The organism is Actinomadura sp. NPDC047616, assembly GCF_040642915.1.
Taxonomy (GTDB): Bacteria; Actinomycetota; Actinomycetes; order Streptosporangiales; family Streptosporangiaceae; genus Spirillospora; species Spirillospora miaoliensis.
Genome location: NZ_JBEYTB010000003.1, coordinates 321,703 through 342,697, shown reverse-complemented (window position 1 = coordinate 342,697; position 20,995 = coordinate 321,703). Strand labels below are relative to the sequence as shown.

At 73.8% G+C, this 20,995-nt stretch carries 15 protein-coding genes and 1 pseudogene; 10 read left to right on the top strand and 6 right to left on the bottom strand.

Going from position 1 to position 20,995, the window contains the following annotated elements; genetic code table 11:
• Positions 1–108 precede the first annotated feature (108 nt).
• Positions 109–939, top strand: coding sequence for an LLM class F420-dependent oxidoreductase (locus tag ABZ801_RS09170; protein WP_360694849.1), 831 nt, complete (start codon positions 109–111; stop codon positions 937–939).
• 14 nt (positions 940–953) lie between these two features.
• Here the strand turns inward: ABZ801_RS09170 and ABZ801_RS09165 are convergent, their stop codons facing one another.
• Both ABZ801_RS09165 and ABZ801_RS09160 read right to left on the bottom strand, forming a co-directional pair.
• Positions 954–1,502: a DUF4870 domain-containing protein gene (locus ABZ801_RS09165; protein WP_360694846.1), complete on the bottom strand. Its 549-nt coding sequence runs from the start codon at positions 1,500–1,502 to the stop codon at positions 954–956.
• 63 nt (positions 1,503–1,565) lie between these two features.
• Positions 1,566–2,663: an alcohol dehydrogenase catalytic domain-containing protein gene (locus ABZ801_RS09160; protein WP_360695696.1), complete on the bottom strand. Its 1,098-nt coding sequence runs from the start codon at positions 2,661–2,663 to the stop codon at positions 1,566–1,568.
• Between the two features lie 261 nt (positions 2,664–2,924).
• On the opposite strand from ABZ801_RS09160, the gene ABZ801_RS09155 reads away from it, so the two are divergent.
• From ABZ801_RS09155 to ABZ801_RS09145, 3 genes are read left to right on the top strand one after another with little or no spacing between them, the layout of a single operon-like run.
• Positions 2,925–4,193 carry an ABC transporter substrate-binding protein gene (locus ABZ801_RS09155; RefSeq protein ID WP_360694843.1) on the top strand — a complete coding sequence of 423 codons (1,269 nt, stop codon included), beginning with the start codon at positions 2,925–2,927 and terminating at the stop codon, positions 4,191–4,193.
• 31 nt (positions 4,194–4,224) lie between these two features.
• A complete protein-coding gene (locus ABZ801_RS09150) occupies positions 4,225–6,924 on the top strand; it encodes an ATP-binding cassette domain-containing protein (protein ID WP_360694839.1) in 2,700 nt (899 codons plus the stop codon).
• Positions 6,921–7,661 carry an ABC transporter ATP-binding protein gene (locus tag ABZ801_RS09145; RefSeq protein WP_360694836.1) on the top strand — a complete coding sequence of 247 codons (741 nt, stop codon included), beginning with the start codon at positions 6,921–6,923 and terminating at the stop codon, positions 7,659–7,661. The genes ABZ801_RS09150 and ABZ801_RS09145 overlap by 4 nt, the downstream gene beginning before the upstream one ends.
• Positions 7,662–7,689: 28 nt before the next feature.
• Here the strand turns inward: ABZ801_RS09145 and ABZ801_RS09140 are convergent, their stop codons facing one another.
• Positions 7,690–9,522 (bottom strand): glycoside hydrolase family 15 protein, encoded by a 1,833-nt coding sequence (locus tag ABZ801_RS09140; protein WP_360694833.1) that lies wholly within the window; start codon positions 9,520–9,522, stop codon positions 7,690–7,692.
• 115 nt (positions 9,523–9,637) lie between these two features.
• Positions 9,638–10,024 carry an NmrA family NAD(P)-binding protein gene (locus tag ABZ801_RS09135; protein ID WP_360694830.1) on the bottom strand — a complete coding sequence of 129 codons (387 nt, stop codon included), beginning with the start codon at positions 10,022–10,024 and terminating at the stop codon, positions 9,638–9,640.
• A gap of 226 nt (positions 10,025–10,250) precedes the next feature.
• Between ABZ801_RS09135 and ABZ801_RS09130 the strand changes: the two genes are divergently transcribed.
• The 3 genes from ABZ801_RS09130 to ABZ801_RS09120 all read left to right on the top strand — a co-directional run bounded on the left by ABZ801_RS09130 (position 10,251) and on the right by ABZ801_RS09120 (position 14,503).
• Positions 10,251–10,691 carry a hypothetical protein gene (locus ABZ801_RS09130; protein ID WP_360694827.1) on the top strand — a complete coding sequence of 147 codons (441 nt, stop codon included), beginning with the start codon at positions 10,251–10,253 and terminating at the stop codon, positions 10,689–10,691.
• A gap of 214 nt (positions 10,692–10,905) precedes the next feature.
• The gene (locus ABZ801_RS09125) at positions 10,906–13,734 is read left to right on the top strand and encodes an FAD-binding and (Fe-S)-binding domain-containing protein (protein WP_360694824.1); all 2,829 of its coding nucleotides are present in this window, start codon (positions 10,906–10,908) and stop codon (positions 13,732–13,734) included.
• Between the two features lie 91 nt (positions 13,735–13,825).
• Positions 13,826–14,503, top strand: a complete 678-nt coding sequence (locus ABZ801_RS09120; protein WP_360694822.1) for a PaaI family thioesterase — start codon at positions 13,826–13,828, stop codon at positions 14,501–14,503.
• On the opposite strand, the gene ABZ801_RS09115 is transcribed toward ABZ801_RS09120, so the two are convergent.
• The gene (locus ABZ801_RS09115) at positions 14,472–15,854 is read right to left on the bottom strand and encodes an MFS transporter (protein ID WP_360694819.1); all 1,383 of its coding nucleotides are present in this window, start codon (positions 15,852–15,854) and stop codon (positions 14,472–14,474) included. The genes ABZ801_RS09120 and ABZ801_RS09115 overlap by 32 nt on opposite strands.
• 166 nt (positions 15,855–16,020) lie before the next feature.
• A pseudogene (locus ABZ801_RS09110) lies at positions 16,021–16,227 on the bottom strand (SDR family NAD(P)-dependent oxidoreductase); the annotation flags it as partial.
• An 80-nt stretch (positions 16,228–16,307) separates the two neighbouring features.
• Here ABZ801_RS09110 and ABZ801_RS09105 point away from each other — a divergent pair.
• The 3 genes from ABZ801_RS09105 to ABZ801_RS09095 are packed head-to-tail and all read left to right on the top strand — an operon-like array spanning position 16,308 to position 20,862.
• A complete protein-coding gene (locus ABZ801_RS09105; RefSeq protein ID WP_360694816.1) occupies positions 16,308–18,392 on the top strand; it encodes a hydantoinase/oxoprolinase family protein in 2,085 nt (694 codons plus the stop codon).
• Complete coding sequence (locus tag ABZ801_RS09100; RefSeq protein ID WP_344948273.1) at positions 18,389–20,014, top strand: hydantoinase B/oxoprolinase family protein; 1,626 nt, start codon at positions 18,389–18,391, stop codon at positions 20,012–20,014. Before ABZ801_RS09105 ends, ABZ801_RS09100 begins: the two co-directional genes overlap by 4 nt.
• Positions 20,011–20,862: an LLM class F420-dependent oxidoreductase gene (locus tag ABZ801_RS09095; protein WP_360694812.1), complete on the top strand. Its 852-nt coding sequence runs from the start codon at positions 20,011–20,013 to the stop codon at positions 20,860–20,862. The genes ABZ801_RS09100 and ABZ801_RS09095 overlap by 4 nt, the downstream gene beginning before the upstream one ends.
• Positions 20,863–20,995 lie beyond the last annotated feature (133 nt).

The window sequence follows — 20,995 nt, the reverse complement described above, 5'->3', positions numbered from 1 at the left end:
CAAGCGCACGCTACATCAATCGCCGATACCCGAGCAATCGCTTGGTTAGGCTGTGTAACGTGGGCCGGGGAGATCGGGCAGAATCCGGTTCAGGAGGGGAGCGCGCGGATGCGGCTGGGGATCACGATGTTCGCCACCGACCTGACGGTGGCGCCGCACGAGCTGGCCCGCGCGGCCGAGGAGTGCGGTTTCGCGTCGCTCTACCTGCCCGAGCACACGCACATCCCGGTCTCGCGGCGCACGCCCCCGCCGACCGGGGACGACGCGCTGCCCGAGGAGTACGCCCGCACGCCCGACCCGTTCGTCGCGCTGGCCGCCGCCGCGGCGGTCACCGAGCGGATCGTCCTCGGCACCGGGGTGTGCCTGCCCGCCCAGCGCGACCCGATCGTGACCGCGAAGGCCGTCGCCACGCTGGACCGGATCTCGGGCGGACGCGTCGTGCTCGGCGTCGGCTACGGCTGGAACGCCGAGGAGGCCGAGGACCACGGCGTGCCCTGGACGCGCCGCCGGGCCGTCGTGCGCGAGCACATGCTGGCCATGCGCGAGCTGTGGACGCGGGACGAGGCGTCCTTCAAGGGCGAGTTCGTGTCGTTCGAGCCCTGCTGGTCATGGCCCAAGCCCGCCGGCCGCGTGCCGGTGCTGCTGGGCGGGGCGCCCGGCCCCACGCTGTTCGCGCACGTCGCCGAGTACGGCGACGGATGGATGCCGATCGGCGGGGCGGGCGTGCGCGAGGCACTGCCCGCCCTGCGCGAGGCGTGCGAGGCCGCCGGGCGCGCGATGGCGCGGGTCGTCCCGTTCGGGACGCTGCCGACCGCGCGCAAGCTCGACTACTACGCCTCGCTGGGGATCGACGAGGTGGTGCTGCGCGTCCCCGCCGGCGGCCGTGACGCCGTGCTGGCCGTCCTGGACGACTACGCCGCCACCTACCTGGACCGCTGACGCTCCGCGCGGTGCTAGCGCACCATCCGGAAGCACAGCCACGTCGGGAAGCGGTTGGCGACCCCCTGGTTGGCGCGGACGGCGCCCAGGATCAGCAGCACCCACTGCGCGACCATGTGGAACAGCAGCACCGGCACGAAGACGATGACCAGCGGCGCCGGATGCTGGAACACCAGCGCGAGCACCCCGCCGACCACCAGCGCGATGATGACGTGCAGCAGGTAGGTGATCTGCATGTTGAGCGACTGCGCGGCATGGTGCCGCACGAACGGCGACTCGTTCTTCTTGACGAAATACAGCACCAGCGGCGCGAGGAAGCCCACCGCGATCGTGAGCACGTAGCACATCAGCGCCCAGGTGGTGTCGTCCGACCTGACCGGACCCTGCGGGTTCGGGGGGACTCCGGGCGGCCCGTACCCCCACGGCGGCTGGGGTCCCCCGCCGTAGGGGTTTCCGGCCCCGGGGCCAGAGCCGTACCCGGGGGGAGGCGTGTATCCGGGGGGCGGGGGCGCTCCGGGCGCCTGCCCATAGGGGGAGTGGTGCGGCGGCGGCTGGTCGTTCACGTCGTTCCTCTCGCCTGCGGGAGGTCAGGAGGAATCTATACGAGCCCACCGTCACCGCATGCGTCAGCCGAAGACGATGACGGAGCGGGCCACGGCTCCCGACCGTACGTGTGCGACCGCTTCGTTGATCTCCTCCAGCGGAACGCGCTCGCTGACCAGGCCCGCGAGGTTGAGGCGGCCGCGCCGGTACAGGTCGACCAGCAGGGGCAGGTCGCGGGCGGGCACGGCGTCGCCGCCCTGGGTGCCCATCAGCCGCCGCGATGCGAACAGCTGCCCGGCGGGAAGGCGCAGGTCGGCGTCGGCGGCGGGGCTGCCGACCATGACGGTGGTGCCGCCGCGCCGGGTCGCGGCGAACGCCTCGGTCAGCACCCGCGGCACGCCGGTGACGTCGAAGGCGTAGTCGACGCCGCCGCGGACGATCTCGCCGACCCGGCGCGGCAGGTCGCCGGCGGGCAGCGTGTGCGTGGCGCCGAACTCCTCGGCCAGCTTGAGCTTGGCGTCCACCACGTCCGCGGCGATGATCGTGGTGGCCCCGGCCAGCACGGCGCCCTGGACCACGTTCAGCCCGACGCCGCCGCAGCCCACCACCAGCACGCTGGCGCCGGGCTCGACCCGCGCGGTGTTGAGCACCGCGCCCACGCCGGTGACCACGCCGCAGGCGGTCAGCGCGAGCAGGTCGAGCGGCGCGTCCTCGGCGACCTTGACGCACATCGCCTCGGCGACCACGACCTTCTCGGCGAACGCGCCGATGCCGATGTAGGGCCGCACGGCGCGGCCGTCCGCCGACAGCCGGGTGCTCCCGTCCGGCATCGTGCCCATGATCGCGGCCAGCCGGGCGGGACCCGAGCACAGGTGCGCCCGGCCGCGGGCGCAGTCGCGGCAGCGCCCGCACGGCCCGTTCATCGCGACGATCACGTGGTCGCCGGGCCGGACCGCGGTGACGCCGGGTCCGACCTCCTCCACCACGCCCGCGCTCTCATGGCCGAGCACGCACGGCAGATGCGACACGACCGGGCTCTTGCCGTCCAGGGCCTTCAGGTCGGAGCCGCAGACGCCGGACGCGGCCACCGCGACCCGCACCTCGCCCGCTCCGGGGGCCTGGACCTCGACCTCGGCCACCTGCAGCGGGGTGCCGAACCCCCGCAGCAGCGCCGCGCGCATCACCGTGCTCGCCACGTCGCTCACCTCCGCGCAGCACGCTAACACCAAGCACTTGCTTGGTCGAGTGTCCGGGCACGTCCGTTCCGGCGGCCGGCTTCGGGAACTCGCCGTTGACACGTTCCGACCGGCCAACTTACGCTCACGCCCAAGCGAGCGCTAGGTAGTTTTGCCTCGTCGGGGGCCGCACGGGGGATCACATCCCGGACGGCGGGGTGCGGCTGCCACGGCTCGTCCACGCCGACCCGTGCCCGGAGGCGCGCGATGAAGACCACTCCCACGCTCCGCTCCCCGTCCGCGGCCGTCCCCGCCGCCGCGCTCACCATGCTGACCCTTCTGACCGGCTGCGCGACGAGCAACGAGGCGTCCCCGGGCGGGTCCGGCGGCGCGGCCGGGGTCACCGACGACGCGGTGAAGGTCGGCGGCGTGCTCACCGTCACCAGCGCCACCGGCTACTCCACCGGCGGCGCCGAGCTGGGCGCCAAGGCCCGCTTCGCCCGCGCCAACGCCGAGGGCGGCGTGCACGGCCGCAAGATCGAGTTCATCGGCGTCGAGGACGACGGCATGACGCCCGACAAGGGCGCCGCGGCCGCCCGGAAGCTCGTCCAGAAGGAGAAGGTGTTCGCGCTGGTGCCGGTCAGCGCCCCGCAGTTCGGCGGCGCCGAGTTCCTGGAACGGCAGCGCGTGCCGTGGCTGGGCTGGGCGACCGGGCCGTTCTGGTGCGGCAAGCGCAGCGCGTTCGGCTTCAACGGCTGCCTGGCGCCCAGTCCCGGCCACGGCACCCAGACCTGGTGGGGCAACCAGATCGCCGCGCAGCTCGGCGGCGCCCGGGGCAGGTCGGTGTGGGTGCAGGCCACCGACTCCTCCGCCAGCAAGTACGGCGTGCAGACCATTTCCAGGTCGTTCACCGCCGCCGGGTTCGCGCTGGCCGGATCGTCGGCCGCGCTGCCCGCCCAGTCCCCGCCGCAGGACTGGTCGCCCTACGTCAACAAGATCATGAAGAGCGCCGGCGGGAAGGCGCCCGACGTGGTGGTGTCGGTGATGGCGGGCGGCAAGTTCAACTCCGGGCTGTACGCGGCGCTGAAGAAGGCCGGCTACAAGGGCCTGATCACCGACGCCACGTCCTACGACCCGCACGTGCTGCGCGACCCGCAGACCACCCGCGCCCTGGACGGCGTGTACGCGGCGCCGCAGTTCGAGCCCTACGAGTCCGGCGCGCCCGAGGTCGCGCGGATGAAGGCGGACGTGCTGAAGGCCGGCGGCGCCGACGCCGTGCTCGACCAGCACGTCGCCACCGGCTACTGGACCGCGGACGTGTTCCTGAAGATGCTGGAGAAGGCGGGCAGGGACCTCACCCGCGAGTCGTTCTTCAAGGCCGCCGAGAACTTCTCCTACGACAACAGGGGCTTCGGGCGGGTGCGGTTCCCGTCCGGCAAGACCGAGCCCAACGGCTGCGGCGCGCTGGTCAGGTTGCGGGACGGAAAGTTCGTCGTCGCCCAGAACCTGCGCTGCTTCACCAACACCACGCTGTGACCCGTCCCCGCCAAGCACCCGGAGGTGACGGGTGAGCGAACTCGTCGGCTACGTCCTGAGCGGCCTGGTGACCGGCGCGGTGTTCGCGCTGATGGCGTCCGGGCTGACCCTGTCCTACTCGGCCACCGGCGTGTTCAACTTCGCGCACGGGGCCGTCGGTTTCCTGGCGGCGCTGCTGTTCTTCGAGCTGACCGCCGGGCTCGGCTGGCCGGTGTGGGCGGCCGGGCCGGCGACGGTGCTGGTCGCGGCGCCCCTGCTGGGGTACGCGCTGCACCGGCTGATGTTCCGCGGCCTGGCGTCGGCGGGGGAGACCGCGCAGATCGTCGCCACCATCGGCCTGACGATCGCGCTGCCCGCCCTGGGCCTGTGGACGGTGGACGTGCTGGTCGGCACGTTCGGCGCCGACCTGCCCCGGGTCACCGAGGGCGCCGCCGCGCGCGGTCTCGGCCCGCGTCCGGTGCAGACCTGGCACCCGTTCGGCGGGCTGACCGTCGACTCCGACCAGCTCACCACGTTCGTGCTGGCGGTGCTGGCCGCCGCCGCGCTGTGGGCGGTCATGCGGCACACGCCGCTCGGCCTGCGGATGCGCGCCACCGTCGACCGGCGCCGCCTGGCCACGCTGCGCGGTGTGGACGCCGACGCCGCCTCCGCCCAGGCGTGGATGCTGAGCTCGACGCTGGCCGGGCTCGCCGGGGTGCTCGCGGTGCCCACGCTCGGCCTGGACTCCAACGCGTTCACGGTGCTGCTGTTCGCCTCGGCCACCGCCGCGGTGTTCGGGCGGCTCCAGTCCATCCCCGTCACGTTCGCCGCGGGCCTCGGGCTGGGCGTGGTGCAGAACCTCGTCGCCGGCTACGCCGACTTCGCCGAGAAGGTCACCGGTTTCAGGACGGCGGTCCCCGCGCTCCTGCTGTTCGCCGGACTGCTGGTGCTGGGGCGTTCGCGCGAACGCCTCGCCGGCTCCATCGCCGAGGACGCCCCGCCGCCCGACTACCTGGCCGACCTGCCGCGCTGGCGCCGCGTCCTGCCGTGGAGCGCGTCGGTCGCGGCGCTGCTGCTGTGGACGTTCACGATCGGCGACGACTACTGGGTGGGGCTCGTCGCGCAGGGCCTCGTACTGGCGTTGATCTTCTGCTCGTTCGTCGTGGTCACCGGCATCGGCGGCATGGTCAACCTGGCGCAGGCGTCGTTCGCGGCGCTGGCCGCCCTGGCGGCGGGACTGGCCTTCGGCAAGGGGCTGCCGTTCCCCGCCGCCGTGCTGCTCGGCGTCCTGGCCGCCGTCGCGGCGGGCGTGCTCGTCGCCCTGCCCGCCCTGCGCCTGGGCGGCCGCGTCCTCGCCCTCGCCACCCTCGCGCTGGCGTTGCTCGCCGACCAGGTGCTCTTCCAGATCGACGCGTTCAGCAACGGCACCGTCGGCTGGAAGCTGCCCGCCGTCTCCTTCGGGATCACCGACACCAACGACCCCCGCACCCGCGTCGTCGTGCTGCTCCTGCTCATCGGCGTCGTCGCCCTGCTGGTGCGCAACCTGGAACGCTCGGCGTCCGGCCGCGCCATCCTGGCCGTGCGGTCGGCGCCGACCGCCGCGCTGTCCGTCGGCATCTCCGCCACCCGCGCCAAGATCACGCTGTTCGCGCTGGCGTCCGGCGCCGCGGGGCTGGGCGGCGTGCTGTACGCCACGTTCAACGGCCAGATCACCGCCACCGACCTGCCCGCGCTGACCGGCTTCGTGTGGCTGGCCGTCGTGGTGCTGCAGGGCGTGCGGCGCATCGGCGGCGCCGTGCTCGGCGGGCTGGTCATGGCGCTGTTCCCCGAGGTCCTGGACAACGTCACCGACTCGCAGTACGTCGGAATGATCCTGTTCGGGCTCGGCGGCATGATCCTGGCCAAGCACCCCGACGGCGTCCTGGCCCAGTTGGCCGAACGCCGCTACCGCCGCCGCAGACGCACACCGCCGCCCGCCGACGCGCCCTCCGCGCAGCCGTCCGGGTCCGCCGCCGATCCCGCCCCCGGCCCCGCCGCCCTCCGCCTCGAAGGGATCGTCGCGGGCTACGGCGACGCGACGGTCCTGCGGGGCGTCGACCTGGCCGTGCCGTCAGGCCAGGTGGTGGCCCTGCTCGGCGCCAACGGCGCGGGCAAGTCGACCCTCTGCGCCGTGGCGGGCGGGATGGCGCCCACCTCCGGACGCGTCCTGCTCGATGGCGAGGACATCACCGCCTGGCCCGCGCACCGCCGCTCCCGCGCGGGCGTCTACCTCGCCCCCGAGGGCAGAGGCGTGTTCCCGTCCCTCACCGTCGAGGAGAACCTCACCCTGTGGCTGCCGGACGCCGCCGACCGCGCCGAGGTCCACGACCGGCTCCCGCAGCTCGCGGCCCGCCGGGACGTCCCCGCCGGGGCCCTGTCCGGCGGCGAGCAGCAGATCCTCGCCCTGGCGCCCGCGCTGATCCGGCCGCCCCGCGTGCTGATCGCCGACGAGCCGTCCCTCGGCCTGGCGCCGCTGGTGGTCGAGCAGATCTTCCAGATGTTCGGGGAGCTGCGCGACAACGGCGTGGCGCTGCTGATCGTGGAGGAGAAGGCCGGGGAGGTGCTGGCGCTGGCCGACACCGTCGCGTTCATGCGCCTGGGCCGCGTCGTGTGGACGGGCCCGCGCGCCGAGGTCGACGACGACCGGCTCGCCGCCGCCTACCTGGGCCTGGACGAGGGCCCGCTGATGCCCGCCACGGAGGCCGACCAGTGATCGAGATCGACGACGTCAGCGTCCGGTTCGGCGGAGTCCACGCGCTGACCGGCGTGAGCCTGGCCGTGCCCGAAGGCGGCGTCTGCGGCGTCATCGGCCCCAACGGCGCCGGCAAGACGACCCTGTTCGACGTGGTCACCGGCCTGCGTCGCCCGACCGCCGGCAGCATCCGGCTGCGCGGCGTCGACGTGACGTCCACCGGCGCCGTGCACCGCGCCCGCCTCGGCCTGCGCCGCACCTTCCAGCGCCCGCAGGTCTTCGGCCGCCTGACCGTGCTGGACAACGTCCTGGCCGCCCTCGAATGGCACGGCGGCGGAGGCGGCCTGGCCGCCGACCTGGTGGGCGGGCGCGCCCGCCGCCGCCTGGAGGCCGCCCGCCGCGACCGCGCCCTGGCCGCCCTGGACCGCTGCGGCATCGCCGACCTGCGCGACGCCCACGCCGCCGACCTGCCCATCGGCCGCCGCCGCATGGTGGAGCTGGCCCGCGCCATCGTCGACGACCCCGCCGTGCTGCTGCTGGACGAGCCCACCTCCGGCCTGGACGCCGACCAGTCCGCCCTGTTCGCCGAGGTCATCGCATCCCTGGACGCCACCGTCCTGCTCGTCGAACACGACGTCGGCTTCGTCATGACCACCTGCGACCGCGTCGTCGTCCTCGACCTCGGCGAGGTCATCGCCGACGGCCCGCCCGACGACATCCGCAGGAACCCCAGGGTCCGCACCGCCTACCTCGGCTGACCGTCCGCGCCACGACGGCCCGGGCGGGTCAGCCGAGGGCGCGGTCGAGGTTGAAGGCGGCGCTGATGAGGGCCAGGTGGGTGAAGGCCTGGGGGAAGTTGCCCTGCTGTTCACCGGTGCGGCTGATCTCCTCGGCGTACAGGCCCAGGTGGTTGGCGTAGGTGAGCATCTTCTCGAAGGCCAGGCGGGCCTCGTCGACGCGGCCGGCGCGGACCATGGCCTCGACGTACCAGAACGAGCAGATGGAGAAGGTGCCCTCCTCGCCGCGCAGGCCGTCCGGGCTGGCCTGCGGGTCGTAGCGGTAGACCAGCGAGTCCGACACCAGGTCGGCGGTGAGCGCGTCAAGGGTGGACAGCCACTTGGGGTCGGTGGGGGAGACGAACTTGCCCAGCGGCATCATCAGCAGCGCCGCGTCCAGGACGCCGCCGCCCTCGTACTGGACGAACGCGCGCCGCTCGGCCGACCAGCCGCGGTCCATGATCCGCCGGTAGATGGTGTCGCGGGCCTGCCGCCAGCGGCGCAGGTCGGCGGGCAGGCCGCGGTGGTTGGCCAGGCGGATGGCGCGTTCGATCGCCACCCAGCACATCAGCCGCGAGTACAGGAAGTCGCGGCGTCCGCCGCGGGTCTCCCAGATGCCCTCGTCGGGCTGGTCCCAGTGGTCGCACACCCAGTCGACCAGCGTGCACACCTGGTCCCAGTGGTCGCTGGAGATCGGCTGCCCCCACTTGTCGTACAGGTAGATCGAGTCGATCAGCGCACCGTAGATGTCGAGCTGGAGCTGGCCGACGGCGTCGTTGCCGACCCGCACCGGCGCCGAGCCGCGGTGGCCCTCCAGGTGGTCGAGCACGCGTTCGGGCAGGTCGGTGCGCCCGTCGATGCCGTACATGATCTGCAGCGGGCCGTCGGCGCCGTCGCCGCGCAGGCTCACGTATTTGATCAGGAAGTCCATGAACGCCTCGGCCTCGTCGGTGAAGCCCAGGCGCAGCAGCGCGTAGACGCAGAACGCGGCGTCGCGCACCCACACGTACCGGTAGTCCCAGTTGCGCTCGCCGCCGATCCGCTCGGGCAGGCTGGTGGTCGGCGCGGCCACGATCGCCCCGGTCGGGGCGTAGGTGAGCAGCTTGAGCGTCAGGGCCGAGCGGTGCACCATCTCCCGCCACCGGCCCCGGTAGCGCGACGACGACAGCCAGCGCCGCCAGAACTTCACGGTGGCGTTGAACTCCCGGTCGGCCTCGGCGTGCGGGCATCCGCGCGGCAGGACGCAGTCGCTGATCCGGTCGAGGGCGAACACCTCGGCGTCGCCCTCGGCGAGCTTGAAGTCCGCCCAGGCGTCCCGGTCGTCGTGCTCGAACGGGACGGTGGAGGTCAGCGCGAGCGTCAGCGACGCCGACTCGAAGATCGCCATGCCGTCGTGCAGGCGCAGGACGTGGGGCTCGGCCCCGTACCCGAACCGGGGCGCCACCCGCGTCCGGAACGGCACCGACCCGCGCACGCACACCACCCGCCGGATCAGCCGGTGCCGCTCGCACTCTCCCGAGCCGGCGACGGGCATGAAGTCCTGGACCTCGCCCACCCCGTCGTCGGTGAAGAACCGGGTGATCAGCACGTTGGTGTCGGGGAAGTAGAACTGCTTGGTCGTCGCCCGCGTCGTGGTGGCCAGCTCGAACGAGCCGCCCCGGTCCGCGTCCAGGATCGAGGCGAACACGCTGGGCGAGTCGAACGACGGGCAGCAGTACCAGTCGATCGTGCCGTCCGTGCCCACCAGCGCCACGCTCTGCAGGTCGCCGATCAGCCCGTGCTCGGCCACCGGCAGATAGCGGGACGCGCCGTCGCCCGCCCGGTGCTCGAATCCCTCGACCATGGCAAAGCCCCCCGTATTTCCCCAGCGTATGCCCGGGACCGGCGCCCGTCATGCCCCGCCCGGCCCCGGCGGCGCTCCGGGCGCGGCCGCCGCCGTGCCCGGAGCCCGGCGGAGGCTAGGAGCGGAAGGCGGCGGCGTTCTCCTCGACCCACTGGGCGAAGGTGCGGGCGGGCCTGCCGGTGACCTGCTCGACGGTCGGCAGGACGGTGTACCCGGCCTCGGGCGTGCCGGCCCGCTTCGCCACGTCCATGATCTCCGGGCCGTTGGCCAGCGGCGCGTAGTCGTCCCCGAAGCCGATCAGGTGCGCGGCGCTGACGCCGTCGAACGCCGCGGACAGGCTCGCGGTGTCGGCCAGGTTCCCGGCGACGACCTCCGCGCCCGCCGGCAGGTTCGCCTTCGCGGGGTCGCGCGTGAGGGCGCGGACCCGGTGCCCGTCCGCCAGCAGCCGCTCGACGAGCGGTCGGCCCACGTTGCCGGTGGCACCCGTTACGAGAATGGTCATGGAATCTCCCTTTCCGTCGTGGCGCAGACGCTAGGGACAGTGGCGGTCACTTGATGTCCGCGACCGCCCGGGGGCTGTGCAGGGACGTGTGGACGTAACCGGCACGGGGTGGGCGTATGACTGCCGCTCTGTTCACTCCGCAGCGGAATTCGAGCCTTGTCTCCCTCTACATACCCCTGTACCGTATGCGGTCAATACCCCGCGCCCGTATGAGAGGAGACGTGGGATGCAGGCAGGCGACGGCGCGTCCGGGAGATCCGGTCACGGGTGGCGGCACTTCGTCCGGCACTACCTGGAGATGGTGGTGGCGATGCTCGCCGGGATGGTCGTGCTCGGCGCCGTGGTGCGGGGCGTGCTCGCGCCGACGGGCGTGGAGTACTCCATGACGACCCAGCCCGAGCTGGTCACGCTGGAGATGGCGTTCGACATGTCGGCCGGGATGGTGCTCTGGATGCGCCGTCGCGGCCACGGGTGGGCGAGCACCCTGGAGATGTGCGGCGCGATGTTCGCCCCGGCGGTGGTGCTGATCCCGCTGCTGTGGCTGGACGTCGTGGACGCCGGGACGATGATGATGCTGGAGCACGTCGCGATGTTCGTGCTCATGCTGCTGGTCATGCTCCGCCGCCGCGGCGAGTACGGCCTGGGCGTGCGCGAGCGGCTCGCATAGCGTGCCGGGGACGGCGACGATTCGGTCACTGCCGCTCCTGCCGCTGATCTACGTGGCCCCTGCGTGATCCGGCGGTCCGGGGTGTCCTGGCCGGCCGTCGGAGCGGGGTCACCGGCGTGCTGATCGGTGTCGGGCCGGTCCTGCTCGTCCAGCGGGCGGCGGGCGGGGGCATGATGGGAACGCCCGGTGCGGTCGTCGGTGAGAGGGGTCTGGCGTGGGGGTCGAGCTGGCACGGCGGCTGCCCGGGGTCTTCCGGACGGACCTGACCACGCGCGCGGCCTACTCCTCCGACGCCTCCCTCTACCGGCGGGTCCCGGCGGCGGTGGCCGAGCCGCGCTCGATGGAGGAGCTGGCACGGGTCCTGGAGATCGCGCGGGACGCGGGCCTGCCGGTGACCATGCGCGGCGGCGGGACGTCCATCGCGGGCAACTCGATCGGCACGGGCGTCGTCGTCGACACCTCGCGCCATCTCGACCGCGTCCTGGAGATCGACCCGGACGCGCGGACGGCCGTCGTGCAGCCCGGGGTGGTGCTGGACGACCTGCGCGCGGCGGCCGGCGAGTACGGCCTGACGTTCGGGCCGGACCCGTCCACGCATTCGCGGTGCACCCTCGGCGGGATGATCGGCAACAACGCGTGCGGATCGCATTCGGTGGCCTGGGGGACGACGGCCGACAACGTCCTGGCACTGAAGATGCTGACGGCGGACGGCAGGGAACTGCACGCGCGGCAGGGCACCTCCGGGGACGCGGCCCTCGACGCGGAACTGACCCGGCTGCGTGACGCCCACCTGGCCCCGTTGCGCAGGGAACTGGGCAGGTTCAGCCGCCAGGTGTCGGGCTACGGGTTGCACTACCTGCTCCCGGAGCGCGGGTTCGACGTGGCCAAGGCGCTGGTGGGCAGTGAGGGCACCTGCGGGGTCATCACCGAGGCCACCGTGCGGCTGGTGCCGGTTCCCAACGCCAGGGTGCTGGTCGTCCTGGGATTCCCCGACGTGTTCGTCGCCGCCGAGATGGCTCCGGTGGTGGCGGGCATGGGCGCGTTGACCGTCGAGGGCATGGCGGCCGATCTGCTGGCCGCGTTGCGTTCACAGCCGGGGCGGGCCACGGCCGGGGCCGAACTGTGCGAGGGCGGTGGCTGGCTGTACTGCGAGGTCGGCGGCGATTCCGTGGAGCTCGCGCGGGAGGCGGCGCGTGCGCTCGTCGACGGCGTGCGGCAACATCTGCCCGAGGTCACGTCCGTCGTGGTGGACGAACCGCGGGAAATGCGGGCGCTGTGGTGGATCCGGGAGGCCGGGTCGGGCATCGTCACGCGGCTCCCGCAGGGCGGGGAGGCGTGGCCCGGGTGGGAGGACTCGTCCGTGCCGCCCGCCCGCCTCGCCGGTTACCTGCGCGACCTGTACGCGTTGATGCGGCGGCACGGGTTCCAGGGCGTGCCGTACGGTCACTTCGGTGAAGGCTGCGTGCACCTGCGCGTCGACTTCGACCTTTCCGACGAGCCGGGTGTGGCGGCCTACAGGGAGTTCGTGGAACGCGCCGCCGACCTGGTGGTCTCCTACGGCGGTTCGGTGTCGGGCGAGCACGGCGACGGGCGCGCCCGTTCGGAGCTGCTGGGGAAGATGTACTCCGGGGACCTGCTGAAGGCGTTCGCCGCGTTCAAAGGCGTCTTCGACCCCGGCCGCGGGCTCAATCCCGGAGTGCTCGTCGATCCGGCGCCGCTGGACGCCGACCTGCGGCCCGGCCCAGGGCGCGACGCGCTGCCCGTCACGCCGGTGCACGCGCTCACACGCGACGGGGGCTCGTTCGCGGCGGCGGTGCACAGGTGTGTGGGCGTGGGCGCGTGCCGCAACCTGGACGTGGGGTCGATGTGCCCGTCGTTCAAGGTGACCCGGGACGAGGTGCACTCGACACGGGGACGCGCGCGCGTGCTCGCCGAGATGCTGCGCGGCCGCACCGTCACCGACGGCTGGCGGTCGACCGAGGTGTTGGACGCGCTCGACCTGTGCCTGTCGTGCAAGGCGTGCGCGCACGAATGCCCGGTGAACGTCGACATGGCCACGTACAAGGCCGAGTTCCTGCACCGCCACTACGCCGGGCGGCGGCGTCCCATGGCGCACTACTCCATGGGGTGGCTGCCGTTGTGGTCGCGCATGGTGTCCGGGGCGCCCGCACGTTTCGTGAACGCCGCCCTGGCGCGTGACCGTGTCGCCGGGGTTGTCAAGCGCGTCGCCGGGGTGGAGCCCCGCAGGCAGATGGTCCGGTTCGCGGAGGAGAGCCTGCAACGGTGGTTCCGGCGACGCGGGCCCAAAACGGGGGACGGCCGGACGATCGTGTTGTGGCCCGACACCTTCACCAACTTCCACACGCCCGGGGTGGGGCGCGACGCGGTCGACGTACTGGAGGCACTCGGATACCGCGTCCTGATCCCGCCCGGCCGGGTCTGCTGCGGGCTCACGTGGCATTCGACGGGGCAGCTCACGGTGGCGCGACGCGTGCTGCGGCACACGCTGGACGTCCTGGGCCCCGCCCTCGACAGCGGCCTGCCCATCGTCGGCCTGGAGCCGTCGTGCACCGTCATGCTGCGCGCGGAGGCACCCGAACTGCTGCCGGACGACGAGCGCGCGAAGAAGCTCGCGGCCGGCATGAGGACCCTGGCCGAGGTCGTCGCCGCCCACGACGGGGACTGGCCGTTCGCCGGACTGGACGCGCGGGCCGTCGCGCAGGTGCACTGCCACCAGGAGGCCAAGGGCTCCTACGACGCCGACCGCGCCGTCCTGGCACGCCTCAACGTCGACCCCGACGTGGTCGGCGCGGGCTGCTGCGGGCTGGCGGGCAACTTCGGCTTCGAGCCGGGCCACTGGGAGGTCTCCCAGGGCTGCGCCGAACGCGAGCTGTACCCCAAGGTGCGGGCCGCCTCCGGCGACGACCTCGTCCTCGCCGACGGGTTCTCCTGCCGCACGCAGATCGCCCAGGGGACGCACCGGGAGGGACTGCACCTGGCACAGCTCCTGGCCCGCGCCCTGCGCTACGGTCGGCCGTCATGAGGGACGACCCCCTGAGGGCGCACCCCCGGTGCGGGACGGGGACGGGGTCGCCTTCTAGAATCCGACTCGGTCGACAGGAACGGGAGGCGGCATGAGCGGCGCCGGGGCGGCGATGCGTCGGGTCTTCGTAGACGGCGAGCGGGCCGCGCTGGACGAGCCCCGGGTGGCGGAGCTGGCCGGGCTGGCGGCGCGGATCCGCGAGCTGACCGAGGCCGTCGTGCACACCGACGTCGACGCCGCCGAGGTCGCCGCCGTGAGCGAGGAGATCGCGGCCCTCACCCGGCGGCTGTCGGCCGCGCGCCGTTCCGCCCCGCCGATCGCCGCGCCCGTCCCCGGCGCGCCGCAGATCGGCCGCCAGCTCGCCAACCCCGTCACCGGGCCGCTCAACCCGATCGCCCCGCCGGTGACGATCGAGACGCGCCCCGACCGCACGGTGTTCTGCGACTTCACGCTGACGTCGGTCTACGAGGGCCCGCCCGGGTTCGTGCACGGCGGCGTGTCGGCGATGGTCCTCGACCAGCTGCTCGGCGCCGCCGCGCACGCGGCCGGCGCGCCGGGCATGACCGCCGCGCTCGACCTGCGCTACCGGCGGCCCACGCCCTACGGCGTCCCGCTGCGCGGCGAGGCCGAGGTCACCGGCGTCGTGGGCCGCCGCACGCACACCGCCGCCCGCATCATCGCCCCGGACGGCACGGTGACGGTCGAGGCCACCGCCGTCTTCGTCCTGCCCCGCGGCCTCAGTCCCGAGGTGCTTCAGGCCGCGGAGTAGGCGCTGAGGGGGCGGGCGTGGAGTAGGCGTCGTCGGCGGTGATGTCGGCGCGGGAGCGGTCGGGCAGCAGCGCCATCGCCGTCAGCGTCAGCACCGAGGCGACGACCATGGCGGCGGAGATGGCCCACCAGCCGTAGTCGTGCAGCAGCCAGGTCGCCAGCAGCGGCGCCGGGCCGCCCGCGACGACCGAGGCGAGCTGGTAGCCCAGGCCCGCCCCGCCGTAGCGCAGCCGGGTCGGGAAGCTCTCGGCGATCATGGACGCCTGCGGCCCGTACTGCAGGGAGTGCGGGATCTGCGCCAGCACCACCGCGACCACCACCACGACGGCGATCCCGGTGTTGAGCAGCGCGAAGTACGGGAAGGCCAGCACCGCGACCAGCAGCGCCCCCGTCGCGTACACGCGGCGGCTGCCGATCCGGTCGCCCAGGTGCCCGGCCGCCGGGATCGCGAACAGCTCCAGCACGGCCGCCAGCGTCACCGCGCCCAGCGCCAGCCCCTGCGCCATGCCCAGGTCGTCATGAATGTAGGTCAGGGCGAACGAGGTGAAGATGTAAAACGGCATCTGCTCCGAGCAGCGCAGCAGCGCGCTCAGCACGATCTCCCGGGGATGGCGCCGCACCACCTCGGCCACCGGCACCCGCGACACCTCGCGCCGCTCGACGATCTCGGCGAACAGCGGGGTCTCCAGAACCTGCAGCCGCACCCACAGCCCGACCGCCACCAGCACCAGGCTGAGCAGGAACGGCACCCGCCAGGCCCAGGAGGTGAACGCGTCCTCGGCCGACAGCGCGATCGCGGTCATCGCGCCGGTGCCGAGGATCAGCCCGATCGGCACGCCGATCTGCGGCAGGCTGGCCATCAGCCCGCGCCGCCGCTGGTCGCCCCACTCCATGGCCAGCAGCACCGAGCCGCTCCACTCGCCGCCGACCGCGATGCCCTGCAGGATCCGCAGCGCCACCAGCAGCACCGGCGCGGCCACGCCGATCGTCTCGGTGCCGGGCAGCACGCCGATCAGCGCGCTGGAGATCCCCATCAGCAGCAGCGTGACGATCAGCGTGGCCTTGCGGCCGAGCCGGTCGCCCCAGTGGCCGAACAGCGCCGCGCCGACCGGCCGGGCGGCGAACCCGACCGCGTAGGTGGCGAACGCCGAAAGCGTGCCCGCGTAGTCGGTGGAGCTGGGGAAGAAGACGTCCTTGAAGACGATCGCCGCGGCCGTGTTGTAGAGGAAGAAGTCGTACCACTCGATGGACGTGCCGACGACGCTGGCGACGGCGGCCTTGCGCACCTGGTCGCGTCGCGCGGCCGTGTCCACGCCGCGGGCGCGGCCGGGCCCGCCGGGATCGAGCACCATCGGGGACTCTCCTTTCCGCCCCCGATCGCGGCTTTTCCGGGCAGGGTGATACCCCGGAGAGATCAGTCGGCAAACCGGCGGACGTGGTCCGAATCACGGCCGGTCGCCGGGTGTCCTCACGTGAACAACTGGCCGCCGTTGACGTCGAGCCCGCGTCGGCCAGGCGGCGGACGTCGTCCGGGCGGGACACGTCGGCCGGCACCGCCAGCGCGGCCCGGCCCTCCGCCGCGACCTCGGCGGCGATCGCGTCGAGGACGTCCGCGCTGCGCGCCGCCACCGCCACGTCCGCGCCCTCGCGGGCCATGAGGACCGCCAGCGTCCGGCCGAGCCCCGGCCCGGCTCCGGCGATCACCGCGACCTTGCCGTCCAGCATCATGACGGCTAGCGTACCAAGCGGTCGCTAGGTTGGTGGCGGCGGTCAGGCGGGCCGCCGGCAGCGGGGAGGACGCGTCCATGGGCATCACCCTTGCCAGCGATGTCGGCGGCACGTTCACCGACGTGGTCCTTGCCGGGACGGACGGCCGGGTGCACGTCGCCAAGACGCTCACCACGCCCGCCGACCCCACCGAGGGGCTGCTGCGCGGCGTCGAGCAGGTGCTCGCCGCGTCGGGCACGCCGCCGCGCGCCGTCGACCGGTTCGTCCACGCGACCACACTCGCCACCAACGTCATCCTGGAACGCACCGGGGTGCCCGTCGCGTTCGTCACCACGCGGGGCTTCCGGTCGATGCTGGCGCTCGGGCGGCGCGCCCGCGTGGAGGAGGAGCGCTACGACCTGGCGTTCGAGCCCCCCGAACCGCCCGTCCCCCTGACGCACACGTTCGCCGTGCCCGAACGCATCGCCGCCAACGGCGCGGTGCTCCAGCCCCTGGACGAGGACGCCGCCGCGCGCGTCGCCGACGACATCGCGTCCCTGGGCGTGTCGGCGGTGGCGATATGCCTGCTGCACTCCTACCTCAACCCCGTCCACGAGAACCGCCTGGCCGACATCATCACCGCGCGGCTCCCCCAGGGCACCCCCGTGGTCACCTCGTCGTCGGTGTGGCCCGAACTGGGCGAGTACGAACGGGCCACCACGACGTTGATGTCGGCCTACGTCGGCCCTGTCATGGCGGCGTATCTGCGACGCCTCGGCGGACGGCTGCGCGCCCTCGGCGTCACCGCCCCTGTGCACGTGATGGAGTCGGCCGGGGGCGTGCTGCCCGCCGCGCTCGCCGCCGCCCGCGCCGTCTACACCATCGAGTCGGGTCCCGCCGCCGGAGTCATCGCCGCCGCCCGGCAGGGCGCGCGACGCGGCCTGGCCGACCTCATCTCCTTCGACATGGGCGGCACCACCGCCAAGGCCGGGCTGGTACGGGGCGGACGCCCCGGCATCACCCACGAGTTCCAGGTCGGCGGCAAGGGCAGCTTCGGCGGACGCCGCCCCGGCACCGGCGTCCCCATCAAGGTCCCCGCGATCGACCTGGCCGAGGTCGGCTCGGGCGGCGGCTCCATCGCCTGGGTGGACGCGGGCACCCTGCGCGTCGGCCCGCGCAGCGCCGGCGCCGACCCCGGACCCGCCTGCTACGGACGCGGCGGCACCCTGCCCACCGTCACCGACGCCGACCTCGTCCTCGGCCACCTCGACCCCGGCGGCTTCGGCGAGTTCCGCCTGTCGCCCGACCTGGCGCGCGCCGCGATCGCCGAGCACGTCGCCCGCCCGCTCGGCGTCGGCGTGGTGGAGGCGGCGGCCGCGATCCACGACATCGCCAACGCGCAGATGGGCGCCGCCATCCACGTCGTCACCGTGCGGCGCGGCATCGACCCGCGCGGCTTCACCCTGGTCGCCCTGGGCGGCGCCGCCCCCACGCACGTCGTCCGGCTGGCCGAGCGGTTCGGCATCGGCCGGGTGCTGGTGCCGCCGCAGGCCGGCGTCGGCTCCGCCGTCGGGCTGCTGTACGCCGACCTTGCCATCGAACGGGCCCGCACGTTCCTCGCCCCGGTGAGCACGCTCGTCTCCTGCTCGGCGAGCCGCGACACGCTCGGCGAACTGGCGTCCGTCCTGGCCGACCTGGAACGCGCCGCACGCGCCGACCTGGAGACCGGCGAGCCCGGCACGGTCGTGCGGTCGCTGGGGATGCGGTTCATCGGGCAGGCCCACGCGTTCACCGTCGAACTGCCGTCCGGCCCCGTCACGCCCGAGGTCGTGCAGGGCGCCACCGACGAGTTCTACAAGCGGTACCACGAGTCGTACGGCATCGAGCTGCGCGACCCGGTGGAGGTGACCACGGCGCGGGTGCGCGTCGTCCTGCCGTCCGGGTCCGTCACGTCGACGCACACGGCACGCCACGGCCCGCCATCGGACGGCACCCGCCCGGTGTGGCTGGACGGCGCCTTCCGCGACGTCCCCGTGCACCCCCGCGACGGCTGCGCCCCAGGTACCGAACTCCCCGGTCCATGCCTGGTCACCGAGCCCCAGTGCTCGCTCCTCATCCCGCCCGGCTGGCGCGGCACCGTCGACCGGGACGGCGCCCTGCTCCTCGAAGGAGGCACGACATGAGCGGCGGCGACGACCTCACCGCCGAGATCCTGCGCAACGCGCTGTGCGTGGCCGCCGAGGAGGCGGGCATCGTCGTGGTGCGCTCGGCCTACTCCACGTTCATCGTGGAGGGCGCCGACGCGGCCGCCGCCGTCCTGGACGCGCGCGGACGCCTCGTCGCGCACTCCCTGTCGACGGCGCTCATCCAGTGCGCCAGCCTGCGCAGCGCCCTGCCGTACGTCCTGCGCGCCTACCCGCCCGCCACGATGCGCCCCGGCGACGTGTTCGCGCTCAACGACGTCTACCAGGGCGGCATCCACGCCAACGACCTGCTGGTGTTCCGCCCGGTCTTCGTGGACGGCGCCCCCGCCTACTTCACCGGGACGCTCATCCACGTCGCCGACCTGTCCGGGCTGTCGGCGGGCGGCATGGCCTCCGACGCCACCGACGTCTACCTGGAGGGCCTGCAGCTGCCGCCCGTCCGCGTCGCCACCGCCGACGGCCTGGTGGACGAGATGGTGCGCGTGCTGGCCGCCAACAGCCGCACCCCCGACCGGCTCGTCGGCGACCTGCGCGCGCTCGTCGCGGGCGCGAACGTCGCCGCCCGCCGCCTCGAAGAGATCATCGACGCCCACACCCCGGACGGCCTGGCCCGCGGCGTCGAGGACTACCTCGCCCACACCGAACGCCGCATGCGCGACGGCCTGGCCGCCCTGCCGCCCGGCACCCACCACGGCGAGTACCGGCTCGACGACGGCCACCTGGTCCGCGTCGCCGTCACCGTGGACGGCGCCGGCGGCGCCGTGGTCGACTTCGACGGCACCGACGAGCAGGTCCCGCTGCCCGTCAACTCCGGCTTCTCCCAGACCCACGGCGGCGTCATGTACGCGCTGCGCTGCTTCGTCGACCCGGCGCTGCCCATGAACGAGGGCTGCTTCGCCCCCGTCGACGTGCGCATGCCACGCGGCACCCTCGTCAACTGCACCCCCCCGTACCCCGGCGGGGGCCGCTTCGGCACCGTGGCCGCCGCCGAGGAGGCCATCTTCGCCGCCCTCACCGGCGCGCTGCCCACGGGCGGCGTCGCCGCGTCCGGCATCCTGCAGGCGTTCAGCGTCAGCGGCGCGCGCCGGCCCTGGCTGCACATGTCGTTCGACCTCGGCGGCATGGGCGCCCGCGACGGCTGCGACGGCCCCGACGCCACCGGCGCGCTGTTCGGCGGCGGACGCAACATCATCCCGCAGGCCGAGCCGATCGAGGCGCGGCTGCCCGTCCGGATCGAGGAGGTCTCGCTGATCCCCGACTCGGGCGGTGCCGGCCGCCACCGGGGCGGGCTCGGCACCCGCACCGTGATCCGCATGCTGGAGGACGCCCGCGTCGACACGCGCGGCGACCGGCTGCTGCGTCCCCCGCCCGGCGCGTCCGGCGGCCGTCCCGGCCGCGCGGGCGGCTACTACCGCGAACGCGCCGACGGCACCCGCGAACCGCTCGGCACCAAGGCCACCCGCCAGCCGCTGGCCGCCGGGGAGGCCCTGGTCGTCGAGACCTCGGGCGGCGGCGGATACGGCGACCCCGCGGCCCGCGCGCCCGAGGCCGTCGAACGCGACCTCGCCGACGGCCGCGTCACCCACTGGGAGGGGTCGTGAGGTTCGGCGTACCGCTCGGACTGGTCCACCCCGGGGCCTGGCGCGACCTCGCCGTGGCGGCCGACCGTCTCGGCTTCGAATCGGTGTGGCTGCCGGAACACCTGGTCTTCACCACCGACCTGTCCACCGCCACCTACCCCGGCACCGGAAAACCCGGCATCCGCCCGCAGACGCCGCTGTTCGACGCGCCCGCCTACCTGTGCGCGCTGGCCGCCGTCACCGAACACGTACGGCTGGGCACCGCCGTCTACCTCTACGGACTGCGTCACCCCTTCATCGCCGCCCGCGCCTTCGCCACCCTGGACCAGATCTCCGGCGGCCGCGCCGTCGTCGGTGTCGGCGCGGGCTGGTACGAGGGCGAATGGCTGGCCGCCGGAGTCGACTTCGCCACCCGCGGCCGGCGCCTCGACGAGGCCATCGCCGTCTCCCGCCGCCTGTGGACGGAGAGGACGGTCGAGCATCACGGCGAGTTCTTCGACTTTCCCCAGGTGGCGTTCGAACCCAAACCCGTCCAGCGCCCGCTGCCCGTCCACGCGGGCGGCGAGTCACGCGCCGCCCTGCGCCGCGCCGCGACCCTGTGCGACGGCTGGATCAGCATGCCGCAGACCCTGCGGGGCGTCCGCCCGAAACTCGACCTTCTCCGCGAGCTGCGCGCCACCGCCGGACGCGCCGACGCCCCGTTCGAGATCACCGTGCACGCCTACGAACTGTCCGGCCCCGACGAGATCCGCCACTGGGAACGCCTGGGCGTCGACCGTCTGATCGTCCGCCCCTGGACCCGCACCCGCGACGCCGTCCCGGCCCTCATCGACTTCGCCGCGCGGTACGGGGTGCGACACGCGACCTGATCATTGGTTGTGCGGTGTGGGGGGACCTGTCCGCAATACTCGTACATCCGCACGATCGGGGCGTGCCGGTACCGACTGGCAATCACCGAGGAAATGTGGTCCCCAGGGGCAACATATGACATCCCGCGACGCA

What these genes read in the sequence shown, in the direction of transcription:
- ABZ801_RS09170 (WP_360694849.1), top strand. Translation starts at nt 109, where the DNA reads ATGCGGCTGGGGATCACGATGTTCGCCACCGACCTGACGGTGGCGCCG.
- ABZ801_RS09160 (WP_360695696.1), bottom strand. Translation starts at nt 2,663, where the DNA reads ATGCGCGCGGCGCTGCTGCGGGGGTTCGGCACCCCGCTGCAGGTGGCC.
- ABZ801_RS09155 (WP_360694843.1), top strand. Translation starts at nt 2,925, where the DNA reads ATGAAGACCACTCCCACGCTCCGCTCCCCGTCCGCGGCCGTCCCCGCC.
- ABZ801_RS09140 (WP_360694833.1), bottom strand. Translation starts at nt 9,522, where the DNA reads ATGGTCGAGGGATTCGAGCACCGGGCGGGCGACGGCGCGTCCCGCTAT.
- ABZ801_RS09135 (WP_360694830.1), bottom strand. Translation starts at nt 10,024, where the DNA reads ATGACCATTCTCGTAACGGGTGCCACCGGCAACGTGGGCCGACCGCTC.
- ABZ801_RS09130 (WP_360694827.1), top strand. Translation starts at nt 10,251, where the DNA reads ATGCAGGCAGGCGACGGCGCGTCCGGGAGATCCGGTCACGGGTGGCGG.
- ABZ801_RS09120 (WP_360694822.1), top strand. Translation starts at nt 13,826, where the DNA reads ATGAGCGGCGCCGGGGCGGCGATGCGTCGGGTCTTCGTAGACGGCGAG.
- ABZ801_RS09115 (WP_360694819.1), bottom strand. Translation starts at nt 15,854, where the DNA reads ATGGTGCTCGATCCCGGCGGGCCCGGCCGCGCCCGCGGCGTGGACACG.
- ABZ801_RS09105 (WP_360694816.1), top strand. Translation starts at nt 16,308, where the DNA reads ATGGGCATCACCCTTGCCAGCGATGTCGGCGGCACGTTCACCGACGTG.
- ABZ801_RS09100 (WP_344948273.1), top strand. Translation starts at nt 18,389, where the DNA reads ATGAGCGGCGGCGACGACCTCACCGCCGAGATCCTGCGCAACGCGCTG.